Here is a 22,183-nt window from a genome sequence, read left to right as displayed (position 1 = left end):
CCTTGCCCCAAATCTTTTTCTCATTGTCGTTCTCCCTTTGAGGCGCGACGCGCCTCGCCCGCACCCTACCGCGGTGGCGCGCACCGGCCTATATTGAGGCCGGTCTTACGCGAAGGTGTCAGCCATGCAGCCTGTCTCTATCCTCCTGAATGTCCTCTGGATCCTGATCGGCGGCGCGTGGATGGCGTTCGGCTGGCTGATCGCTGCGGTCATCATGGCGATCACCATTATCGGGCTGCCCTGGGCGCGCGCCGCCTTCAACATCGCGGTCTACACGCTGCTGCCGTTCGGCTCACGCGCGGTCCGCCGCGACGAGGTCACCGGCATGTCCGACCTCGGAACCGGGCCGCTCGGGGTGATCGGCAATCTGATCTGGTTCATCCTGGCCGGCTGGTGGCTCGCGATCGGCCACGTGATCACGGCCATCCTGCTGGCGGTAACCATCATCGGCATTCCCTTCGCCTGGGCGCATCTCAAACTTGCCGGCATCGCGCTGTGGCCGATCGGCAAGGTGATCGTGCCGGCGTGAAGCCGAGGCATCACGTCGTGGGCGGCCAGAACTTCGGTCTGATCGAAGCAGAACCGAAGCTCCGGATTCTTATTTGACGCGTTTTCTTCAGGCGCTCCCGCGGTCCACTTCGCTTGAAGACGCTCTAGAGCCAATCCTTCGTCGTCTGCGAACAGGCCTGGAAATCGCGGCGCCAAATGTACCCTTGACCACCGCAGGGCGGCCGTGGGCGCGTGGTGGCGGGACATTCGTTCCTGAGCCGCGCGCTGGTGCCCCAGCCATCAACCACGCAGGCGCCGTTGACGGTGCTGTGGCAGCCTGTGCCACAGCCGTCCGCGGCGTTAGCCGGGGTCAGGCCGAGCAACGCACCTGCCGTTAGAACCGCGAGCAAGCTTGCTCTCATGATGCTCTCCATCAAGCTGTCGGTCGTGATGCCCCAGTCGCGAAGAGAGCGTAGGCGATCTCGATGCCGCTGGCCACCGCGCCGCCGCACACATTCCGGTGTGCGTGATCAGCGCGCCGCTTCGCAGCCGGGGATGTCGAACACCGCGGTCAGGCCGCAGGGTGAGTTGAGCATCTTGCCGCCCTCGTGGCCGACGCCGGGCACGTCCCACACGCTGTGGTTCGGCGTGCCGCCGTCGCGGGCGGCCATCGCCGCGACATAGGAATGGCCGCGTGCGTAACGATACGGGCCTTCGGCTTCCGCCATGCAGGATTTGTCGAGCGCGGGATGATCGGGGTTGGTGTCGAGCGTTCCCAGGAGATAGATCACGCGGCGCCCGACATAGGCCTGCTCCAGCGCGGCCGGGGTCGGCTCGGCGAGATAGGGCGGACGGTCGTCCATGCCGAATTTCCAGCTGTTATAGCCTTCACACTTCGCCGCGATCGCGGGCTCCGGACGCTCCTTGGTGAAATACGCATAAGAGGACGGATTGGCGACGACGTAGCGCACGCCGATGCCTTCGCGCAGCAGCACCTGATCGCCCTTCACCGCGATCGCATAGCGCTGCACCACCTGGCCGCCGCCGGAATGACCGAACACCACGACCTCTTTCAGGTTCGGAAACAGCTTGCGGTCGCCGAGCCTGGCCAAAATCGCATCGAGTGCGTCGAACGAGCTCGCCGGGCCGGGTGCGATCGCGGGCTCGCCGCCCTGCCAGCCATAGATGCTCCAGCGCAGCGTCGCCGCTGGCAGCTTGAACGCCTCGACATCGGGTTCGATCAAAAACTGCGGCGCGATCATCAGCGTGCGCTTGCCGACATCGCCGGCCGCCGCCTGCGCGCTCAGCGCCGCGCGGAAATAGTCGTCGGCATTGCGCAGCACGCCGTGCAGCACCAGCACCGCGCGGGTGACGTCGGGCAGCGGATTGGACCAGTCGGCCGAAAGATAAAGCGGAAACGTCGCGTTGCCGACGGCGATGCGCCCGCTCGCGATCTCCTTGACCGGCTTCATGTCGCGCTCGGTCTGCGCCGGCGTGGCCAACGCGACCGGTGCGTGTGCTGCCGTCAAGGCGAGCAGCGCCAATGCCGCAAGCCAGCCCCGATGATGCATGTTCAACTCCGTTGTGCTGCAAGCCCGGCGGGATCATGCCGCGTCAGGCGCCGTTTCACCCGTGAATTTTCGGAAAGTTTTCGGATCGCGCCTCACGCCGCGAGGCGCCCGCGATTGTTCGCAGCGAGGATCGGGCGGATCAGGCGGCCGAACCGCTCGGCCTCCTCGTCATGCAGATAGCCGGACAGGCAGAACGAGTGGCAGCCGGCATCGATGAACTGCTGCAAGGTCGCGGCGCATTGCTCGGGATTGCCGACCACGGCGATGCCGGCGCCGGGCCGCACCTTGGTGATTCCGGTCCACAGATGCGGCATCAGCAGGTCGCCGTAGTCGCGCGCGAGCTGCTGCACGCGCTGGTTGGCCTCCGAGCGGTTGTAAAGCGTCTTCATCTCCTGCTTCTGCCGCTCGGTGGCGTGGCGCACCAGTTGGTCGGCCACCTCCCAGGCATCCGCCTCGTTCTCGCGGCAGATCACCTGCAGCCGCATGCCGAAGCCGATCCCGTCCTCGCGGTCGTGGTCGCGCGCCATCCGCCGGATCTCGGCGATATTCTCCGCGATGCGCTCCGGCAGATCGCCCCAGAACAGATGGACGTCGGAATGCCTGGCCGAGACCTCCCAGGCCTGCCGCGAGCCGCCACCGAGATAGAATTTCGGAAACGGCTGCTGCAGCGGACGTGGCCGGATATGCGCGCCCGAGATGGTGTGAAACTTGCCCCGGAAGGTCACCGGCCCGCGCGTCGTCCACAGCGCCTTCAGGATCGAGACCTCCTCCTCCATCAGCGCGTAGCGCTCCTCCTTGGGCTGACGTACGCCTTCGGCCTCGACCTCGCTCTCGTTCTGCCCGGCGATCAGGTTGATGCAGATCCGCCCGCCCGACATCTGGTCGAAGGTCGAGATCATCTTCGCCATCAAGACCGGGTTGATGTAGCCCGGCCTTGCCGCGATCAGCGGCTTGATCCGGCTGGAGCGCGCCGCCATGAAAGCGCCTGATATCCAGGCCTCCCAGCACACGGAGCCGACCGGGATCAGCAGATATTCAAACCCGGCATCCTCGGCCGCCTTGACCACGCGCTCGCAGAGTTCCGGCGACCCGGCGACCTGCGCCTCCATCAGCCCATAGGCCGTGGTGTCGCCATGCGTGGGCAGATACCAGCCGAATTCCAGCGGGCGCATGGGCAAACTCCCTCGAAAGACGGCCCTTTTTGCTTGGACCTGTCATATTGGCGCAGACAGTTTACAGCCTGGTCCCGGCCAGCCAAGGCCGTTGCCGACGGAGGACCAATCAGCTAAATGAAGCCCTGCACGCACCCGTAGCTCAGCTGGATAGAGCGTTGCCCTCCGAAGGCTGATGTCAAGGGTGTTCTACTAGTGAGTAACTGAAGAAAGGGTCGTGAAAACAGTAGCTTGAGTGGTCCTGCAAACGCCGCCAAACCCCGAAGAATTTTCGCGTAAGCACCGCGTAAGCAGTTTTCGGAGAACGGGGGCGGAACAGCGGGTAGCGGGGCGTAGTCGCCCAGCGACCGCGATGCAGGATTGGTTTGTGACGGCCGAATCCGTTGACCCTCATAGGTCGGTCGGGCTAGGCGAAATTGAGATGCACCCGTAGCTCAGCTGGATAGAGCGCCACCCTCCGAAGGTGGAGGCCACACGTTCGAATCGTGTCGGGTGCGCCATTTCTAAAAATTGCCGTCGACCGTGAGGTCAGCTTGGGCCGCGTTCCTATTTTGAATGGCGACGACTCGGCCCGCCAAATCGTAGGTTGATTATGGCGGCCAGCTTTCGAGCACTACATCGCAGGTAGCGAGCGAGAGAACGGCGTTAGCCGTCTCGACCGCCAAGGTCGGCGGGTTGGTGAAAGCGGTAGCGACTTGGCTCCCTAGTAGCCATTTCCGATCTCAATGGGTGGATGCCGCGAGAAAAATCTGGCGCGATGAGCTTGAGACAATTTGGGCTGTTGGTCGCCTTGGCGATCGTGGCGATCGGAAGTCCCGCAATGGCTGTCGAAGAACCCTCTTTCCAAACCGTCATGCATGATGGCGCGTTCGAGGTCAGGGATTATCCCCGGCTGATCGTGGCCGAAGTCACTGTATCGGGAGAGCAGAAAGAAGCAGCCAGCAAAGGATTTAGGTTGCTAGCTGGCTACATATTCGGTGGAAATAAGGGCCGTCAAACGATCGCCATGACTGCTCCTGTGGCTCAACAGCCAGTCAGCGAGAAGATCGCGATGACGGCTCCCGTCACCCAAACGAAGGTCGCCGACAATTGGGTCGTCAGGTTCACCATGCCGAGCGCCTTCACGACAATCGAGATGCTTCCCGAGCCCAACGATCCGCGAGTGACACTGCGTTCGCTGCCGGCGACTCGTGTCGCGGTACTGCGTTTCTCAGGCTTAGCGCGCAGAAGTGAAGTCGAAGCCAAAGACGCAGAACTTCTTGACGCAGTCAGATCTCGTCATTTGCAGCCAATCGGACCGGTTACGCTGGCCCAATACAATCCGCCTTGGACGCCTTGGTTCATGCGCCGGAACGAGGTCATGGTCGCTCTTTCGTCCGGATAACGAGCGGTCTACCCGGGCAAACCGGCCTGCTCCGCCTTATCTCACGTAACGCCAGGTTCAGAACTCAGCGATCAGCATGGGGTTTGGCCTGGCTCCTGGGGTGTCCTGTTGGTCCTGATCGGCACCTACTTAGGCAAACATCCCGGCAATCAAGGCCTCTGACCGTTTCCGCAAAACGAGATTGAGGATTTCGAGGTCGTTGAGCACGGCTGTGGGGTCGCGCGGCAATGCCTCCTGCAAAGCCGTCTTCAACCAATCACTCATGCCGGGATGTTTGAGGATGAAAGCAATATGCGCGTCAGCATCGAACTGAGGGTCATCCCCAGAAGTACCTTCTGCAACACTTTCAACCATTGGACTCACTCCGATGATAAATTGGCGCAACGACGCCTAGGGATTGCATCCATCGCATTGTCCGGGATCTGCCGTCGTCTGATCGGAGGCCGGTCGCTCAAGCCTGTGACCACATGGTCGGCACGTGAGAACGTTGGTCATGACAACGCGCGTCGGCTCGCCGCACCAAGCGCACGGCAGGCCGGGAACACGTTCGGTTACGTCGAAACCCGGGTAGTCGCACTCCGGGCATCGGCTGTGAAAGCGGCGCACGAGGTCATTTGTGGCGCGTGCGATCGCGGCCATTCGGGTTGGGTTCCGATGGGCGCGCATGTCGGTTTCGACAAAGGCGGCGCCGCACCGGCTACACGCCTCCCGCACCGCAGACCCGAACATGTCACGGTCCGTGACATCCTTCCGCAGAAGGATCTCCGGCGCCGGCTGATCGTCGTGGCATCCCATGACGATCAGACCATGCTCGGGGAACCTGACGCGTTCAGCGAATGCAATTGCTTCATCGAAATCGCGCGCAATCGCATGCGCGAAATTGGTTTCCGGGCTAGCGTCGTAGCCGATGAGTTCAAGACCATTGTCGCGGTCGACCATCAGAACGAGTTCGCGCCCGAGCGCCAGGAAGGGGATGTGGGGATGGGGTCCGAAGCTTCCCTCGCTCGCCAATCCCACGCGCGCGCCGGGAGCCCGTTCAAAACCCGCGGCTATCTTCGCCTTCGCTGCGTCCAGTTGCGAGCCGAGCCGTTCGACCTCGCGACTGAACGTACCAAATCGATCCGTATCGACAGACCGGACCAATTCAACGCGCAGACCCAGCCCTTCTCGCAGGATTGGAGCAATGACACGCTCCTTGGCGTGCATCGTGGTCAGCACCGCCTGGATGTCGAGATAGTTCCACGGACTTGAGCCAGCCATCAGAAATAGCCTTCGCGCTTTTTCTGTTCGAGCGAGCCGCCATCCTCGCCGTCGCTGATGCGTCCTTGCCGCTCGGATGAGGATGCTCTGAGGGTTTCGTCCACGACGGACCGCAGGTCGGAGGCATCGGATTCGATGGCTCCCGTCACTGGCCAGCAGCCGAGCGTGCGAAAACGCACCTTGCGGATGGACGTCTGCTCGCCGGGGAGGAACCGCATCCGGCTTTCGTCATCGACCACGATGAAGGCGCCGCCGCGTTCGACCACAGGGCGTGGAGCGGCATAGTAGAGCGGCGCGAGCTCGATATCGTTGAGCAGGGCGTAAGCCCAAATATCCGTCTCGGTCCAATTGGACAGGGGGAAGACCCGCGCGCTTTGGCCCTTGGCGAGGCGGGCGTTGTAGAGTTTCCAGAGCTCGGGGCGCTGCTGGCGCGGCTCCCAAGCGTGCGCCGCGTTCCGGATCGAGACGATACGCTCCTTGGCGCGTGACTTCTCTTCGTCGCGGCGAGCCCCGCCGAAGATGATGTCGTACCCGCCGGCATCGAGCGCCGCCTTCAACGGCTCCGTGCGCATGACCGTCGTGTATCGCTCCCCGTGGTCGAACGGGTTGATGCCCGCGGCTCGTCCCTCCTCATTGGCATGCGCGATGAGACGCAAGCCGTGCTTGCTGGCGAAAGCGTCCCGAAATTCGATCAGTGATCGGAATTCCCAGGTCGAGTCGACATGGAGCAAGGGAAACGGCGGCGTACCCGGATAGAAGGCTCGGATGGCGAGATGCGCCATCACCGTCGAGTCCTTGCCGGCCGAGAACAGCATCACCGGGTTTCGCGCTTCGGCGACCACTTCACGGATGATGTGGATCGCCTCGGACTCCAGCGCGGCGAGATGGTTTGCGGCTCGGGTCATGACCTTGGCTCCTGACCGGAATTCGCACTGCGGGGCTGGCGGGGCATGGTGTCAGACCGCCACTGTGAGTTGCGGCGACGCATGAGAGGCCTCGCGGTCTCCCATCGCCGACCATTTGAGATCGCCTGCGTAACGCCAGGCCATGCGCCCGGCCTCGTCCAGGGCGAACAGATGCAGCCAGCCATTGTCGAACAGGGCGCGCACGCCCGCGTGCCGGCCAAGGATCTCCGACATCGCTTCACGCGGGGCCTCGACGCAGACCGACAGCCGCAGCGGATCGTGCGCATAGCGCTCGCCGTCGTGGACCGACTGCCATGGCAAGCCGACGCGCAGGAGCCCGCCATTGCCCTCGACCACACCGATCCCGCCGGTGACATTGTGTAGGAGCTTGTTGCCGCCCCCGAAGACATCGGGCGCGACGGTCGATCCATAATATTGCAGGCTGATCCAGCTCGCCACGACGACCGGAGCGGTCAGGATCAGCTCGAGAACGCTGAAGCTCTTGTCCTGCTTCCAATCGTAGTCATGCAGGAAGGCCCGGCCTTCCAGGCTCTTGCCGACCGTGCGCCTGCGCGGGGCGGCGATGAAGGCCTGGCATCCGGCGAGGGCCCATTCGGGCCGGGTCTCGGACCAGTCGCGGCTTCTGCGATGAAGGGCGGCCTCGCTTGCGGCCCGGGGCAAGCGAAGGGCGCGTTCGGTCCGCGCCATCTTGCCCGCCGAAGCCAGCCAGGTTCTCGCCTGATCGAGGTCGCCCTTGTGGGCGGCGGAGGGATGATCCTCGTCATAGAGGGTCAGGTCGTCCGTGGTGGTGTCGTGGAGCGCCGCCACAAACAGCGTGTCGTCTGGAATTTCGATCTCACTCTGCGAGAGCCCATCTCTCACCTCGGCATCGTTCAGAAGTGAGGCGAGCAGTCGGGCGTTGACCTCTCCGGAATAGCCGCCGCAGGCGCCGCAATGCAGGGCGCTGGCATGAGGATTGTTGACGACGTTGGCGCCATGACCGGCCAGAAGCACCAGCGGTGCAAAGTCGCGGGTCAGGGACATCGCGCGCAGCACGGTCTCGGCGGCCTTCGCCCGGGCGGTCGCGTCGAGCGCGGGATCGAGCCGAGGCGCCGGATCGCCGGGCGGCCGAGCGCCGTCCAATCTCAACGCATCAGTCAGCAGCTTGCCGACATAGACGGGACCGGTCGCCTCGACGAAGGCGAAAGATGAGACGGCGGCGAGCTTGAACCGGCCCCAGGCGCGCTTTGCGCGCGCCTTGAACCGCGTCGACTGATCCTCCGCGTGGAGAGCCGGGCCGCCGGAGCACGACCTGAGCGCGGGATTGAGCAGAACTGGCAGCCGCCGTTCCTCGACGTCCGAGGCGAAGCGCCGGTGCGTGGTGGTAAGACCGAAAAAGCCGGCAAAGCCTATGGTCTGGATCCTGGGATCGATACTTTCGAGCGCTCGGCGAAAAACCTCGGAGCGAACATCGATGCAAAAGGCGGCCTGGAGCGCGGGTCTATCATCAAGCGCTGGAGGAGACTGCGCGGCTAGAGTCTGCCCCAACGCTCGCTGCGCAGAGCGCTCGGCAGCCTCCTGCAGGATGGCGTCGATGGCGCAATCGAGCGTCGGCGCGAGGGGCGTGGCGTGCGCTTTCCGCACGCTTGCCCAAGCCTCGGCGATCTCGACGCCGAAATGCAGAAAGAGTGCTTCTTCCCAGATCAGCCGGATCGCCAGGAAATCGGTGATCGTCTCATCCGCGCCGTCGGCGAGCTCGGCCTGCCAAAGCCTGTAGCGGGCATATTGCGCCCAGCCGCCAAGGGTCATGAGCATCTGATGGAAGTATGTTTCGGCGGCGCCCGCCTCCAATCCCAGCCGAGTGACGACGCGTTCAACCACAGCTGAGGCGGTCTCCGGCGCCTCCGATACGTGCAGGGCGAAGTTAGGGAGCCCGGCGATTTCGGGCGTGAGGTCGTGGGTGGCGATCGCCCGCCAGGCGGCGTAGGCGCCCTTGCCTTTCGGTGCGGCCCACAGCGCCTGCCCTTGGTCGAAATAGCCGGCGGCCCAGGCTCCGAAGCGTTCGGCGATCATCCCCGGCCAGTCGACGCCGGACGCGCGCGCCGCCAGGTCGGCGACGGTCGGAAGCGATTTTGGGGGCGGCGCTTCGACGCCGGCAGCGGCCTTCAAAGCCGTTACATCCGCAGGTCTCGGCCCCGTCGAGACGCTCGCCAGAGCGTCCGAAAGGTCAGCGTCACTGATCACGCCTGCGGCGATCTTCTGGCCATACCAGCTCCGGGGCATCGTGACGGCGGCGCCGGCGACCCTTGCGAGCCGCGCGCCGACCTTGGCGAGGGGCTCGTCGGTTTGCCCAAGAAACGGATTGACCGCGACGCTGGACGCCAAGGGCCAAGCGGGCGGGACCGCGCGGGCGGCGCGATCCATGGCCAGCGTCAACGCTTGCGGGGCGGGCCAGGTCGAGAGGATTTCGTTGTTCATGATCGGTCTTCCTGGTCGGTTAGGATGGGTTGCGGACGGACCAGCCGCCGATCAGCCGGTCGAAAACGGCGTTGGCGTAAAATCCGTTCGAAAGATGCACGCGCAGGCCGGCGGCGGCGGGATGGTTGGCCCAGAGGGGAAACATGGCCTGCACGATGGCGACGATGCCGAAGCTCGCGGCCGTCAGTGCGATCAGCGCCCATTCGAGCGGACCAGGCGCCGGCGGCGGCGGCAGGACATTCGCGGTGATCGCGGTCGCCGCCCACTGAAGGGCGAAGTAGCCGACCGAGGTCGCCACGGCATAGACGGCCGTGCGCCGTGTCAGCGCTCTGGGCGCTGCGTCGGCGAACCCTTGCGCCAGCATGTAGGCGACGCCGAAGATCAATATGGCGCCGAGCGCGATCGCCTGAGGCGATTTGTGCTCGAAGCCGAAGCAAGCCCCGACAAGGACATAGATGGCGAGCGCCGAGAGAAAGGCGCGCGCGACGGCGCCGGCCTTTGGCACGGCGACTGGGCCGGGCCTGCGGATCGCAGCCACGCGCTCAACGGCGCCGCCGGAGGCGAGAAAGGAGTGCGCCTTGTAGAGCGAGTGGGCGACGATGTGCAGAAGCGCCAGAGGGAAGAGCGCCAGGCCGCACTCGAAGATCATGAACCCCATCTGGGCTACCGTCGACCAGGCGAGCGAGGTCTTGACCGAGGGCTGGGTCAGCATGACCAGGCTGCCGAACAGCGCGGTGAACCCGCCAATCATGACCAGCGCGGCAAGCACGCCGGGCGCTAGCAGCATGACGTCAGCAAAGCGGATCAGCAGAAAGCCGCCGGCATTGATCACGCCGGCGTGGAGGAGAGCCGATACCGGCGTTGGCGTCTCCATCACCTCGGTGAGCCAGCCATGGGCTGGAAACTGAGCCGACTTGAGCACCGCAGCGATCGCCAGCAAGCCGGCGGCGGCGATGGCGAGCCCTCCACCCGCACCCAACTTCGCGGCGGCAAGGATAGTGCCGATGTCCGACGTCCCGTAAGCGGCGGCCAGCAAAAACGCGCCACCAAGGAGCGCGGCATCGCCAAGCCGCGCGGTGATGAACTTCTTCCGCGCCGCCCGCTGCGCGGCAATGCGCTGCGGATAGAACAGCAGGAGCCGGTGCAGAAACAGGCTGGTGGCGATCCAGGCGATCACCAGCTGGAACAGATTGCCGGCGGTCACGAGTAGCGCCACCGACGCCAGTGTCAGGCAAAGCCACCCGGTGAAGGCGCCTTGGCGGGCCTCGCCGTCCAGGTAGGTCCGCGCATAGCGGACGACGATCCAGCCGACGAACGTCACCGGCAGCAACATGGTCGCGCTGACGGCGTCGAGCCTGACCGAAGTACCGAGTCCCCTGAACCCGAGGACGGGACTTTCGACAGCGCCGAAGAGGATCAGGCCCCCGGCTGATAGGATCGCCGCAAGCAACGCGATGAGCGAAGCGGTTTCGGCCAGCAAGGGGCTGAGTTTCGGCCGCCGACCACGATGGAGGAAGCCGATTGCTCCGGCGAGAAGCAGCGGAACGGGCGCCGACAGCGGCGCGAGGAAGTGCTGCACGAGAGCCCCCTTTTAAGACAATGACTGTTCGGGGACGTTGGTACCTGATCACGAAATCCGAAAAAAATTCATTGTTTTGGCAAAGTCGTTCGTTTTAATAGAACGACATGAGAGACCTGAACTACAATCACCTGCGCTACTTCTGGGTGGTGGCTCACGAGGGCAGCCTCACGCGGGCGGCCGAGCGCATGAACCTGTCCCAGTCGGCTCTTTCTGTTCAAATTCAGAAGCTTGAACACCAGATGAGCCATCCGCTTTTCGAGCGAGTCGGCAGGAAGCTCCTTTTGACAGAAGCTGGCCAGATCGCGCTCGATTACGCCGATACGGTGTTCAAGGCCGGCGATGAACTCATGAGCACCCTGCGGGGGCAGCCGCTGGCTACCCGTCAGGTTCTCCGCGTCGGCGCGCTAACGACGCTTTCGCGAAATTTCCAGCTCGAATTCCTCCGGCCCTTGATCGGCCGATCGGATGTCGAATTGATCGTCCGCTCAGGCAATATTCGCGATCTGCTCGCGCAATTGGAGGCGCACGCCATCGACGTGGTCCTGGCGAACAGCGCCGCGCCGCGCGACGCCCGCTCGTCATTGCGCAATCATTTGCTGAACGAGCAGCCCGTGAGCTTGGTCGGTCATCCGCGTCCCGATGGCCGCAAGTTCAAATTTCCCGATGATCTCCGGTCGGAGCCAATTCTTTTGCCGAGCCTAGACAGCGATATTCGCGTCGCCTTCGATCGGGTGCTCGAGCTAGCCGGGATAAGACCCATCATCCTGGCCGAAGTCGACGACATGGCGATGCTGCGTCTGCTCGCCCGTGAACGGGAGGGCGTGACCCTCGTGCCTCCGATTGTCGTCCGCGACGAACTTGAGGCGGGCGTTCTTGTCGAGCACTGCCGGATACCCGAGGTCACGGAGACGTTTTACGCCATCGTGCAGAAGCGGCGGTTCCCCAATCGGCTGCTGAACGAGCTTCTCCCGGTCGGGAAGCTCTAGACGAGGGAGCGACCGCTGCGGAGCCTTGAATTAGTCCCGCCCACTATTAATATATATGGGATTATACTTTAATAACGGCGAAGCTAATTAAAGGATCGCGCGTGGCGGACGGAGAGAACCAACGGCTCGGCGCCTATGTCGAAACGAGCGCGGGAGGCGAGCGCGTGCGGGCCTATGTGCCTGCCCCACTGCCGCCGAATCCGCCGCTTGAACTCGGACGGTTCATGCAGGTCTATGAACGCGCCATCACCGCGGTCGGGCGCCTCGACGGCGTGACGACGATCCTGCCTTCGACGCCTTTGTTCCTCTACATGTACGTCCGCAAGGAAGCCCTCCTGTCCTCGCAGATCGAGGGGACGCAATCCTCGTTGTCGGATCTGCTGCTGTTCGAAAATCATGAGGCGCCGGCAGCCCTACTCGACGACGTGACCGAGGTTTCGAACTACGTCGCGGCGATCGAGCATGGCGTCTCCCGGATGCGCGGCGGATTTCCGTTGTCGCTGCGGCTGATCCGCGAAATGCACGCCATCCTGCTCAAGTCGGGACGGGGCGCCGCAAAGCAGCCGGGCGAGTTCCGCCGCTCGCAGAACTGGATCGGCGGAACCCGGCCCGGCAACGCCCTGTTCGTGCCCCCGCCGCCGAACCGGCTGGACGAATGTCTCGATTCGCTCGAGCGCTTCCTGCACAGCGAGGATGCGGCGCTGCCCCCGCTCATCCGGGCGGGCCTGGCCCACGTCCAGTTCGAGACGATCCACCCCTTCCTCGACGGCAACGGGCGCCTCGGCCGGCTGCTCATCACGCTGATCCTGTGTGAGGCTGGGGTGCTGCGCGAGCCGATCCTCTATCTCAGCCTGTTCCTGAAATCCCGACGCGACGACTATTACCGGCTCCTGCAGGAGGTCCGCCAGGCTGGGACCTGGGAAACCTGGATGGAATTCTTCCTGACCGGCGTCGCAGAGACCGCTGATCAGGCTACCGCGACCGCGCGCGATCTGATCGCCATGTTCGACGTCCATAGGCAGCAGATCGCTGGCCTCGGCCGTGCGGCCCCGTCGGCGCTCCGGGTCCACGAATTGATTCAAGCCAGCCCGATCGTCACCATCCAGACTGTCTCCGAGAGACTTGCGGTCTCCTTCCCGACCGCCAGCACGGCGCTGGAAAATCTCGCCAAGATCGGTGTCGTGCGCGAGACCACGGGACGGCAGCGCGGCCGGATTTACGCCTATTCGGACTACCTGGCCCTGCTCGATCGCGGCACCGATCCATTGCCGGCCTGAGACATTGGATCGAACCAAGCTCTCGACACATTCGTTTGGGTAGAGTCGATCACGAAAGGGGGACGCAGGAGGGGGCGAAGTTGTGAAAGGCGGCCCGTCCAGGCCGATGAAGTGAGTCGTGTGGATGTAGAGCTTAGTGATCTGCGTTTGGCTGTCGTGACGTCACAGCACCGCAGCCTGCGGCAGGCGGCGGAAGCTCTGAACATACGCCAATCGACCTTGAGCCGCCGGCTGCACGAGATCGAGCGCCAGCTTGGCGTGGTATTGTTCGAAAGGACGAATGGCGGCACTCACCTCACCACGGTGGGATTGGAGTTCGTCGCGAGCGCCAAACGGATCCTCGATGACGTGGACACGGAGCTCCGACGGATCAAAAGCAGAAGCCGTGGCGAACTCGGCCTCCTGACGATCGGCGTGCATGCCTCTCCCTCGGCGGGACACATGCACGCGACTTTGGTCGAATACCATCGGCGTTTTCCGGATGTGGATGTGCGCACCGTCGACGGCAGCCAGGATCGGCTGCTATGCGCTCTGGCGGGGAACGCTGTCGATATTGCGATCATGACCGGCCATGCGACCACCTGGGACGGCCGGATGCTCCCGCTCTGGAGCGAACGGGTGATCGTGTCTTTCCCGCAGCATCATCCGCTTGGTCAGAATTCGAGGATTCGCTGGGCGGATCTCGCAAACGAAAAATTTCTCGTCCCACAGCAAGGCCCTGGGCCGGAGTTGGAGGGGCTGCTCATGGCGAAGCTTCGTCATGCCGTCGGCTCTCAGCGGATCGTCCATCAGGACTCGTCACTGGACAGGCTGCTGAGCCTGGTCAGTGCGAATTATGGAACGCTCCTGATGTTCGAGGGCGCGACGGGGGGCCGCTACGAAGGCGTCGTCTACCGGGAAGTCTGGGACGACGACGGTCCGACCCAAGTCAAATTCATGGCCTGTTGGCGAGATGCGAACAGCAATCCCGCGCTGGGATCGTTCCTGGCGATGTTGCGCGAAAACTATCCCGATTTCTCGGCCGAACCGCCAGCGACCTGAGCGGCCCGATCGCGACGCGCCTTGGCGAAGGCGCGATCGGTCGCCATGAATCGCTCGATCATCGGCACGATGAGCTTCGAAGGATCGGGCGCCGTTTGGCCGCTCGTCCGGCCGAGCACCTGAGCATAGGCGACGAGATCGCGATGCACGGCGGCGGGCAGTTCGACGCTCATCTTGACCGGCTTGTCGTCGGTCAGCGGCCCGAGTTTGAGCTTCGTCATGGAGTGCCTCCGTGGCCGTAGGGCGCCAGCACCAGGTCGCGCGTGACGATAACGCGGACCGGGAAGCCCGGCCGGATGGTCAGCGTCGGCTGAATGTTGAGTTGGCGCTGAACGATCTGCGAGCCGGTCTGGCTGATCGAGTTCGAAGCGCCCGAGCGGATCGCCTGGACGAGATTGTTCTCGTTCTGGCTCGTACCGGCTTCGGCGCCGACGCTGAGGAGGGTCGAGAGGACGGCGGCCTTGAACAGCATGCCCCAATGGTTATCGACCTCGTCTTCGAGCCCCGCATAGCCTTGGGTATCGGCGCCCGGTTGCCGCTCCAGCACGATGGAATTGCCGTCCGGCATGATGATGCGCGTCCAGACGAGAAGGATGCGGCTCTGACCGAAGGCGACTGAGCTGTCGTATTGGCCAATCAGCTTCGCGCCCTGCGGGATCAACAGGTATTGCCCGGTCGGGCTGTCGTAGACGGCCTCCGTCACCTGGGCAGTGATCTGGCCCGGAAGATCGGAGCGGATGCCTGTGATGAGCGCCGCAGGGATCACGGTTCCCGCCTGCACGACATAGGGCGAAGCCTTGGCTTCGAGACGGTCGGGGCTGACCGTTCGCTTGTCCGTCGCGGCGTTGAGAAACGCAGTCTTGCGATCCTGCATGTTCTGCGCGGACCCAGCATCGACGGGTGGCGTGGGTGTCGGACCGCCCTGCGTCGCCGTCGCCGGCGGAGCAACGAGGCCGACCGGCTGCGGCTGCTGGTTGGTCTGGGCGAACAGGCGGCTTACACGCGCTGCCTCGGTCTCCTGAGCCAGCCGTTGCGCCGCAGGATCGGGCGTGGTTGCCGAAACGCTGGTATTTGGCGCGGCGCCGGCATTGAGGATGGGCTTGCCGAGGTCGCCCGGGAGTGGCGGCCCTAGCTGCGGCGCCTGGCGTGGAAGGCCGGTATAGTCTTTCGGCAGCCCGGCCAGCCCCTCGGCCGAGGGCCGGCTTTGGGTGCTGAGCAACTCCTGCCCCGTCTGCGACTTGTTCCGGGTCTGAAGGGCGTAGCCGAGAGCGCCCGCGACCGCGAGGGCCGACACCGCGCCGAGCGTGATCAGCACCTTGCGCGAGAGGCGCGTGACGCGCGGTCGCTCGCCCCGGAGCCGCAAATCGGGCGGCACGACAGGCGCTGGCGCCGGCGCTTGCTCTTCCGGTTCGTCCGTCATGACCGCGGCCTTCCATCGGTGCGCACGATGCGGACGCGACGCTCGCTATCCTTGTCGCCGAGACGAAGTTCGGCCGCGGCGAACAGGCGGTCGACGATGTAGTAGTTGGCGCGAACGCGATAGTTCACCAGCTCGGAGCCGCCGGCCGGACCGATGACGAAGAGCGGCGGCATTTCGCCCTGGCGGATGCCGGACGGGAATTCGATGTAGACCTTCTGGCCGTCGTCGAAGGCGCGCAGCGGCCGCCAAGCGGGATTGTCACCCTCGATCGCATAGCGGAAGTTGATCGCGGCGAGATCGACGCCGGTGGCGATCGGCGCGGCTGTTTCGGCCGCCGCATTCTGCTGACGCAGCGCGATGAGCTGGTCTTCGGGATATTGCCAGGAGACCGACGCCATATAGGTCTTCTCGGTCGAGCGCAGCTCCAGGAGATAGGTCCGCCGATCGGTGTTGATGACGAGATTGGTCATGAGGTCCGGCCGGGTCGGCTTGACCAGGATGTGGACCTTCTTGGTCGGACCCGCGCCGCTTTCCGTGTCGCCGATGATCCAGCGCACGGTGTCGCCGGCGGCGACCGGCCCCGTGCCGACGAGCTGTTCGCCTTCCTGCAGCGCGATGTCGGTGATCTCGCCGGGCGCCGTGTAGGCCTGATAGAGCGCGCCCGCCGAATAGGGATAGACCTGCACGGCGTTGATGAAGCCGTTGCGAACCGGCTGGATGCGGGCGGCCGCATTGGCCTGGTTGACGCGCACGGTGGGATCCGTTGCTTCCGGCGCGGGCTTGCCGGTATCGAGCGGCTTCAACTGGCCCGGCAGCGGCAGAGGCTTCGGAAGCTCGACGATCTTCACCGGCGGCGGTGGATCGACGGAGAGCTTCGCCGGCACGGCGTTGTCGTAGTTGATGTCGGGTGGGATGAACGGGTGCGCGCAGCCCGCGAGGGCAGTAACCGACAGGAGCAGAGCGGCGAGCCCGGCTTTACGGAAAGGCGTATGTCCGCCCTCTCGGCCATGTGCAAAACCCGAAAGGCGTGAAGCCGGACCGCCGGCTTCCATGGAAATCGGCGGGGTCATTGTCCCAGCTCCTTCGACCAGTTGATGGCAGTGACGTAGATGCCGAGCGGATTCTTGCGGAGCACGTCGGCAGAGGTTGGCGGCTGGATCGCGACGGTGAGGATCGCGGTCCAGCGTGAGGTCTCGGCGAGCGCGCCGTCCTGATAGCGGTGCTCGACCCATTCCACGCGGAAGCTCGACGGGGAGGCGCGGATCACGCTCGAGACGTCGATGGCGATCTGCTGGTGGCCGAGCTTGCCGAAGGGGTCGTTGGCGCGGGCGTAGTCGTTGAGCGCCTGCGAGCCCGAGGTCGTGGTGAAGTCGTAGGCCTGCAGCCAGTTCTGCCGCACGATGATCGGATCGGCCGGCAGCGAGCGGACCATCTCGATGAAGTGGGCGAGATACCAGGCGATCTCCGGATCGCTCGGGGCATAGTCGGCCGTGGCCGGCGCGACAGCCTGCGCTTGGCCGAGCTTGTCGACCTGCACCACCCAGGGGACGATGCTGCCGTGGGTGGACTGCCAGACCAGGCCACCGGCCAAACCCATCGAAAGCGCGAGTGAGCCGAAGGCCATCAGCCGCCAGTTCTTCGCCTGCACCCGGGCCGAACCAATTCGCTCATCCCAAGCTTGGGCGGCGCGCTGGTAGGGGGTCTCGGGTTCGGGGGTACGGCCGTAGCGGACCGTGGATCGGCGAAAGAGCGCCATTGTCTATTCTCCCGAAAGATCGACGGAATGGCCGCCGCCGTGGCTGTCACCGGACCTGAGGACGTGCGCCGCGGTGGTCGCGCCCTGGTGGATCGATTGATTGCGTCGCATCCGCTGCGCCCAAGCGGGAGGACTGGATCCGCTCGAACTCGGCGCAGGGGCGGCCGGCTCGCCGCCGCCGACCGTTCCTTTCGTCGAGGAGCCGCCCGTGGCCGCGAAACTGGACCTCGCGCCGGCGGCGAAGCTGTCGCGCATCGAGCCCGCGGCCTGAGCTGCCGCGCGCCGCATTGGCGCTGAGGCCGCGGCCGCCGCGGCCCGACCGACACCGCCAAGACCAGCGGCCATGCCCGAAGCGCCGGACCGGCCGGCGGAGGCCAGGCTGTAGGCGGACGAAGCGCCACCGGCCATCGCAGCACCACCGCGGGCCGCGGCCGCCGTCCCCGACGCAGCCGCCATCGCTCCCCTTCCGGCCAGGCCAAGCGCGCCAGCCCCGGCCATGGCGGTGCCGGCGACGGCAAGGCCAGTGCCGACGGCAGCGCCCGCGCCGAGTTGGGGCGCGCCAGAGACGAGGCCCGTAGCGATGCCGGGTCCGAAGATGCCGAGACCGAGCATGGCCAGCGCCGCGAGCACGACGGACAGCGCCTGCTCGATGGTCGGCTGGCCGCCGGCATAGGTCTGGGTGAACTGCGAGAAGAGCCCGGTGCCGATGCCGACGATGACGGCGAGCACCATGACCTTCACGCCGGAAGCGACGATGTTGCCGAGCACCTTTTCGGCGAGGAAGGCGGTCTTGTTGAAGAGGGCGAAGGGAATGAGGATGAAGCCGGCGAGCGTCGTCAGTTTGAACTCGATGAGCGTGACGAAGAGTTGCACCGCCAGGATGAAGAAGGCGATCAGCACCAAGAGCCACGACACCATCAGGACCGCGATCTGGACGAAGTTCGCGAAGAAGCTGGTGAAGCCCATCATCTGGCTCGCCGCGTCGAGCAGCGGCTGGCCGGCGTCGAGACCGACCTGCGCGAGATGGCCGGGCTGAAGAAAGGTGGCGGTCGAGATCGTCGAGCCGCCGGCCTTCAGGCCGAGGCCCGCGAAGCTGTTGAAGACGATGGCCGACAGGTTGTTGAAGTTGGTGATGATAAAGGCGAAGAAGCCGATGTAGAGCGTCTTCTTCACCAGGCGCTGGAGGATGTCTTCGTCGGCGCCCCAGGCCCAGAACAGCCCCGCCAGCGTGATGTCGATGACGATCAGCGTCGATGACAGATAGGCGACCTCGCCCTTGATCAGGCCGAAGCCGGAATCGATGTAGGTCGTGAACGTGTTGAGGAAGGTGTCGATGACGCCGACGTTGTTCATGGCGCATCTCCTGAAGCGGGGGTGGCCGGCGCGACGGCGCCCGGGGGCGATGGCGGCAGCGGCCGCGCCGGCCTACCGAAGAAGCGCCGGCGGGTTTCCTCCCAAACCGCCTCGCAACGCGCATCCACGGCATCCTTGGGACCGAGCGCGCCGCATCGGCGCAGCTCGGCCGTGAGGTCATCGGTTGCTGGAGCGGTGACGGTCGGAAGGGGCTCGACAACGGGCACCGAGGGATGCCGGTTGATCGCGAAGAGGGTCGCGGCGAAACACGCGATCAAGGCCAAGATCGCAGCGGCGCGGAAGATGTCCGACCGGCCCAGCATCAGCGCGCCTCAGTTGCCGCTGAACATGGTGACGTTGCCGGGCTGGTAGCCGCTGCGTGTCGAGAAGGTCTTGTAGTTCTGCTGGCCTTGCGCCTCGGCGGCGGCGACGCGCGCCTGCTCCAGCGCGTCGGCACGGCCTTTCGCCGACAACACGGCGACGACGTCGGAGAGCTGCTGGGATTGGAGGGCCAGAAGCTGGTTCCCGGCCTGCGCCGCTTGCAGCGCACCCGTCGCGCTCTGGCTGGCTGTGACCAGGGAGGTCATGGCGCTGGAATTGGTCGGAATGTTGCCGACCACGCCCGCCTGAACCTTGAGGCTGTCCTCGAAAGCCGCGACCGAATTTTGCCAGCGCTGCTGAGCATTGGCGACCATAGTCGTGGTCGAGCCCGTGCCCGCTGCGCTGCCATAGCTGGTCGAATAAGCCTGCTCGATCCGCTGGACGTTGAAGGCGATGTTTTGCGCTTGGCCGAGGAGCGACTGGGTCTGTGCGATCGATGACTGAAGCTGGGTCAGCGTCGACATCGGCAGGTTGGCGAGATTGCGCGCCTGGTTGACCAGGCTCGTCGCCTGATTGGTCAACATCTGGATCTGATTGTTGATCTGCTGCAGCTCGCGCGCCGCCGTCAGCACGTTCTGGCTGAAGTTGGTCGGGTCGTAGACGATCCATTGCGCCGAAGCCGGCGGCACGGCGACGGCCAGGGACAGCACGACGGCGCTTGCCGCCGCCAGATGGCGCAGCTTGATCATGATGACGTCTCCAGGTTGGTCAGCTCGGGAATGAGATCGGCGGCCCAGAGAAGCTCGCGATCGGCGAGCCAGGTGGGCGTAAAGGCCTCACGGCCGCTCTCGGCGATGACGCGCTCGATTGCGGCGTGGTCTTGCTTGGAGGACGCGGCGCAGAAGGTCAGCGCGACCGGCCCGAGCCCCAGCTCGAACAGCCGGTTGCCGCGGCGGGATTGGCAGTAGTAGTCGCGCTTCGGCGTCGCCCGCGCGAGGATCTCAATTTGGCGATCGTTGAGGCCGAAGCGCCGGTAGATCGCCGTGATCTGCGGCTCGATCGCGCGTTCGTTCGGCAGGAAGATGCGGGTCGGGCAGCTCTCGACGATGGCGGGCGCGATGTTGCTGCCGTCGATGTCCGAGAGCGATTGCGTGGCGAAGACGACGGAGGCGTTCTTCTTACGCAACGTCTTCAGCCATTCGCGAAGCTGTTGCGCGAAGGCCGGATCGTCGAGGACCAGCCAGCCCTCGTCGATGATCAGCAAGGTCGGCCGGCCGTCGAGGCGGCCCTCGATGCGGTGAAACAGATAGGTCAGCACGGCGGGCGCCGCGCCGGCGCCGATCAGTCCCTCGGTCTCGAAGGCCTGAACCGAACTGGAACCGAGGTGCTCGGACTCGGCATCGAGCAGCCGGCCGGAGGGACCGCCGACGCAATAAGGTTGCAATGCCTGCTTCAGCGCGGTGGATTGCAGCAGAACCGCGAGGCCGGTGATGGTTCGCTCGCCCACCGGTGACGAGGCCAGCGACGTCAGCGCCGACCAAACATGCTCCTTCGCGATCGGATCGATCGTGACGCCTTCCTTCGCAAGGATGGCTGTCACCCATTCCGCCGCCCAGGCGCGCTCGGCCTGGTCATCGATCCGCGCCAGCGGTTGCAGCGAGACGGAGTGCTCCGACCCGGCGGACAAGCTGCCGCCGAGGTCGTGCCAGTCGCCGCCCATGGCGAGCGCGGCGGTGCGGATCGACCCGCCGAAGTCGAAGGCGAAGATCTGATTGTTGCGGTAGCGCCGGAACTGCATCGCCATCAGTGCCAGCAGCACGGACTTGCCCGCGCCGGTCGGGCCGACGATCAGCGTGTGACCGACGTCGCCGACATGCAGGCTCAGGCGGAATGGCGTCGACCCCTCCGTCTTGCCGAACAGCAGCGGCGGAGCTTGGAAATGCTCGTCGCGTGCCGGCCCGGCCCAGACCGCTGAAAGCGGGATCATGTGGGCGAGATTCAGTGTCGAGACCGGCGGCTGGCGGACGTTGGCGTAGGCATGGCCGGGGACGGAGCCGAGCCAGGCCTCGAGCGCGTTCACGCCTTCCGGCATGCAGGTGAAGTCGCGGCCCTGGATCACCTTCTCGATGAGGCGCAGCTTCTCGGCCGCTAGGCCGGCGTCTTCGTCCCAGACGGTGACAGTGGCGGTGACATAGGCTTGGCCCACGTCGTCGGAGCCCAATTCCTGAAGTGCCAAGTCCGCGTCGGCCGCCTTGTTGGCCGCATCGCTATCGACCAGCGTCGAGGCCTCGTTGGTCATCACCTCTTTGACGATCGCGGTGATCGACTTGCGCTTCGCGAACCATTGCCGCCGGATCTTGGTCAGCAGCTTCACCGCCTCGGTCTTGTCGAGGAGGATCGCACGGGTCGACCAGCGATAGGGGAAGGCGAGCCGGTTCAGCTCGTCGAGGATGCCGGGATGAGTCGTGGTCGGAAATCCGACCACGGTGAGTGTCCGCAGATGATGGGCGCCGAGCCGCGGCTCAAGTCCGCCGGCGAGCGGCTCGTCAGCGAGCAGCGCATCGAGGTGCATCGGCGTCTCGGGGACGCGCACGCGTTGCTGCCGCGTCGAGATGGTCGAGTGAAGGTAGGTCAGCGTGTCGCCGTCATCGAGCCAGACGACCTCGGGCATGAAGCCCTCGACCAGTTGCAGGACGCGGTTGGTTCGATCGACGAAGCCGTGCAGCAGCTCCCACGGATCGACACCTGTCTGCGACCGGCCTTCATAGAGCCAGCCTTCCACCCGTGAGGCGTCCTCGGCCGGCGGGAGCCAGACGAAGGTCAGGAAATAGCGGCTCTCGAAGTGGGCGCCTGCCTCCTCGAAGGCGTCCTGCCGTTCGAGATCGACCAGGGCCGATGCCGGATCAGGAAACGTCGAATGCGGATAGGTCTGGGCGGCGATCCGCTGCGCCTCGACGAAGATCGCCCAGCCGGAGCCGAGCCGGCGCAGCGCGTTGTTCAGCCGTGCGGTGACGCCTACCAGCTCGGCCGGCGTCGCGCTGTCGAGGTCCGGTCCGCGAAAACGGGCGGTGCGCTGGAACGAGCCGTCCTTGTTGAGGACGACACCCTCACCGACGAGAGCGGCCCAGGGCAGGAAGTCGGCGAGGCCTGCGGGGCGATGGCGGTATTCGGCAAGGTTCAGCATGGTG

At 65.0% G+C, this 22,183-nt stretch carries 20 protein-coding genes and 1 tRNA gene; 6 read left to right on the top strand and 15 right to left on the bottom strand.

The features are described 5' to 3' along the window. Positions 1–124 precede the first annotated feature (124 nt). Positions 125–529 (top strand): YccF domain-containing protein, encoded by a 405-nt coding sequence (locus JQ507_34955; GenBank protein ID QRI69966.1) that lies wholly within the window; start codon positions 125–127, stop codon positions 527–529. Positions 530–1,019: 490 nt separating this feature from the next. Here the strand turns inward: JQ507_34955 and JQ507_34950 are convergent, their stop codons facing one another. Beyond that, positions 1,020–2,060, bottom strand: coding sequence for an alpha/beta hydrolase (locus JQ507_34950; GenBank protein QRI69965.1), 1,041 nt, complete (start codon positions 2,058–2,060; stop codon positions 1,020–1,022). Positions 2,061–2,152: 92 nt separating this feature from the next. After that, positions 2,153–3,232, bottom strand: a complete 1,080-nt coding sequence (locus tag JQ507_34945) for an LLM class flavin-dependent oxidoreductase (protein ID QRI69964.1) — start codon at positions 3,230–3,232, stop codon at positions 2,153–2,155. Between the two features lie 423 nt (positions 3,233–3,655). Here JQ507_34945 and JQ507_34940 point away from each other — a divergent pair. Next, positions 3,656–3,732, top strand: a tRNA-Arg gene (locus tag JQ507_34940). Between the two features lie 320 nt (positions 3,733–4,052). Continuing rightward, positions 4,053–4,616, top strand: a complete 564-nt coding sequence (locus JQ507_34935; GenBank protein QRI69963.1) for a heme-binding protein — start codon at positions 4,053–4,055, stop codon at positions 4,614–4,616. 129 nt (positions 4,617–4,745) lie between these two features. Here JQ507_34935 and JQ507_34930 read toward each other — a convergent pair whose 3' ends face one another. The 5 genes from JQ507_34930 to JQ507_34910 are packed head-to-tail and all read right to left on the bottom strand — an operon-like array spanning position 4,746 to position 10,838. After that, entirely contained in the window at positions 4,746–4,970 is a 225-nt protein-coding gene (locus tag JQ507_34930; protein QRI69962.1) for a hypothetical protein, read from the bottom strand. Between the two features lie 36 nt (positions 4,971–5,006). Beyond that, the gene (locus tag JQ507_34925) at positions 5,007–5,876 is read right to left on the bottom strand and encodes a hypothetical protein (protein QRI69961.1); all 870 of its coding nucleotides are present in this window, start codon (positions 5,874–5,876) and stop codon (positions 5,007–5,009) included. Next, the gene (gene cysD / locus JQ507_34920; GenBank protein ID QRI69960.1) at positions 5,876–6,781 is read right to left on the bottom strand and encodes a sulfate adenylyltransferase subunit CysD; all 906 of its coding nucleotides are present in this window, start codon (positions 6,779–6,781) and stop codon (positions 5,876–5,878) included. Before cysD ends, JQ507_34925 begins: the two co-directional genes overlap by 1 nt. Before the next feature lie 51 nt (positions 6,782–6,832). Next, positions 6,833–9,259, bottom strand: coding sequence for a DUF2309 domain-containing protein (locus JQ507_34915; protein QRI69959.1), 2,427 nt, complete (start codon positions 9,257–9,259; stop codon positions 6,833–6,835). A gap of 19 nt (positions 9,260–9,278) precedes the next feature. Continuing rightward, positions 9,279–10,838, bottom strand: coding sequence for an oxidoreductase (locus JQ507_34910; GenBank protein ID QRI69958.1), 1,560 nt, complete (start codon positions 10,836–10,838; stop codon positions 9,279–9,281). A gap of 107 nt (positions 10,839–10,945) precedes the next feature. Between JQ507_34910 and JQ507_34905 the strand changes: the two genes are divergently transcribed. From JQ507_34905 to JQ507_34895, 3 genes are all read left to right on the top strand, one after another. Further along, positions 10,946–11,827 carry a LysR family transcriptional regulator gene (locus JQ507_34905; protein QRI69957.1) on the top strand — a complete coding sequence of 294 codons (882 nt, stop codon included), beginning with the start codon at positions 10,946–10,948 and terminating at the stop codon, positions 11,825–11,827. 101 nt (positions 11,828–11,928) lie between these two features. Next, on the top strand, positions 11,929–13,104 hold the full coding sequence (locus JQ507_34900; protein ID QRI69956.1) for a Fic family protein: 1,176 nt from the start codon (positions 11,929–11,931) through the stop codon (positions 13,102–13,104). Between the two features lie 120 nt (positions 13,105–13,224). Continuing rightward, positions 13,225–14,145, top strand: a complete 921-nt coding sequence (locus tag JQ507_34895) for a LysR family transcriptional regulator (protein ID QRI69955.1) — start codon at positions 13,225–13,227, stop codon at positions 14,143–14,145. On the opposite strand, the gene JQ507_34890 is transcribed toward JQ507_34895, so the two are convergent. Genes JQ507_34890 through JQ507_34855 form a run of 8 tightly spaced genes read right to left on the bottom strand, consistent with a single transcriptional unit; the run spans position 14,109 to position 22,179 of the window. Further along, on the bottom strand, positions 14,109–14,366 hold the full coding sequence (locus JQ507_34890; GenBank protein QRI69954.1) for a DUF2274 domain-containing protein: 258 nt from the start codon (positions 14,364–14,366) through the stop codon (positions 14,109–14,111). The two genes, JQ507_34895 and JQ507_34890, sit on opposite strands and share 37 nt — an antisense overlap. Beyond that, positions 14,363–15,565 (bottom strand): TrbI/VirB10 family protein, encoded by a 1,203-nt coding sequence (locus JQ507_34885; protein QRI69953.1) that lies wholly within the window; start codon positions 15,563–15,565, stop codon positions 14,363–14,365. The genes JQ507_34890 and JQ507_34885 overlap by 4 nt, the downstream gene beginning before the upstream one ends. Further along, complete coding sequence (gene trbG, locus JQ507_34880) at positions 15,562–16,635, bottom strand: P-type conjugative transfer protein TrbG (protein QRI69952.1); 1,074 nt, start codon at positions 16,633–16,635, stop codon at positions 15,562–15,564. Before trbG ends, JQ507_34885 begins: the two co-directional genes overlap by 4 nt. Further along, positions 16,632–17,321, bottom strand: a complete 690-nt coding sequence (locus tag JQ507_34875) for a conjugal transfer protein TrbF (GenBank protein ID QRI69951.1) — start codon at positions 17,319–17,321, stop codon at positions 16,632–16,634. Before JQ507_34875 ends, trbG begins: the two co-directional genes overlap by 4 nt. 3 nt (positions 17,322–17,324) lie before the next feature. Further along, positions 17,325–18,674, bottom strand: coding sequence for a P-type conjugative transfer protein TrbL (gene trbL / locus JQ507_34870; protein QRI69950.1), 1,350 nt, complete (start codon positions 18,672–18,674; stop codon positions 17,325–17,327). Further along, on the bottom strand, positions 18,671–18,997 hold the full coding sequence (trbK-alt, locus tag JQ507_34865) for a putative entry exclusion protein TrbK-alt (protein ID QRI69949.1): 327 nt from the start codon (positions 18,995–18,997) through the stop codon (positions 18,671–18,673). The genes trbL and trbK-alt overlap by 4 nt, the downstream gene beginning before the upstream one ends. Positions 18,998–19,006: 9 nt before the next feature. Beyond that, a complete protein-coding gene (gene trbJ / locus JQ507_34860; protein QRI69948.1) occupies positions 19,007–19,744 on the bottom strand; it encodes a P-type conjugative transfer protein TrbJ in 738 nt (245 codons plus the stop codon). Continuing rightward, complete coding sequence (locus tag JQ507_34855) at positions 19,741–22,179, bottom strand: conjugal transfer protein TrbE (protein ID QRI69947.1); 2,439 nt, start codon at positions 22,177–22,179, stop codon at positions 19,741–19,743. Before JQ507_34855 ends, trbJ begins: the two co-directional genes overlap by 4 nt. Positions 22,180–22,183 lie beyond the last annotated feature (4 nt).

This window comes from Bradyrhizobium sp. PSBB068 (genome assembly GCA_016839165.1).
GTDB lineage: Bacteria > Pseudomonadota > Alphaproteobacteria > Rhizobiales > Xanthobacteraceae > Bradyrhizobium.
Note: the sequence above shows the minus strand (reverse complement) of the source record. Positions and strands in the feature narration are given on the sequence as shown.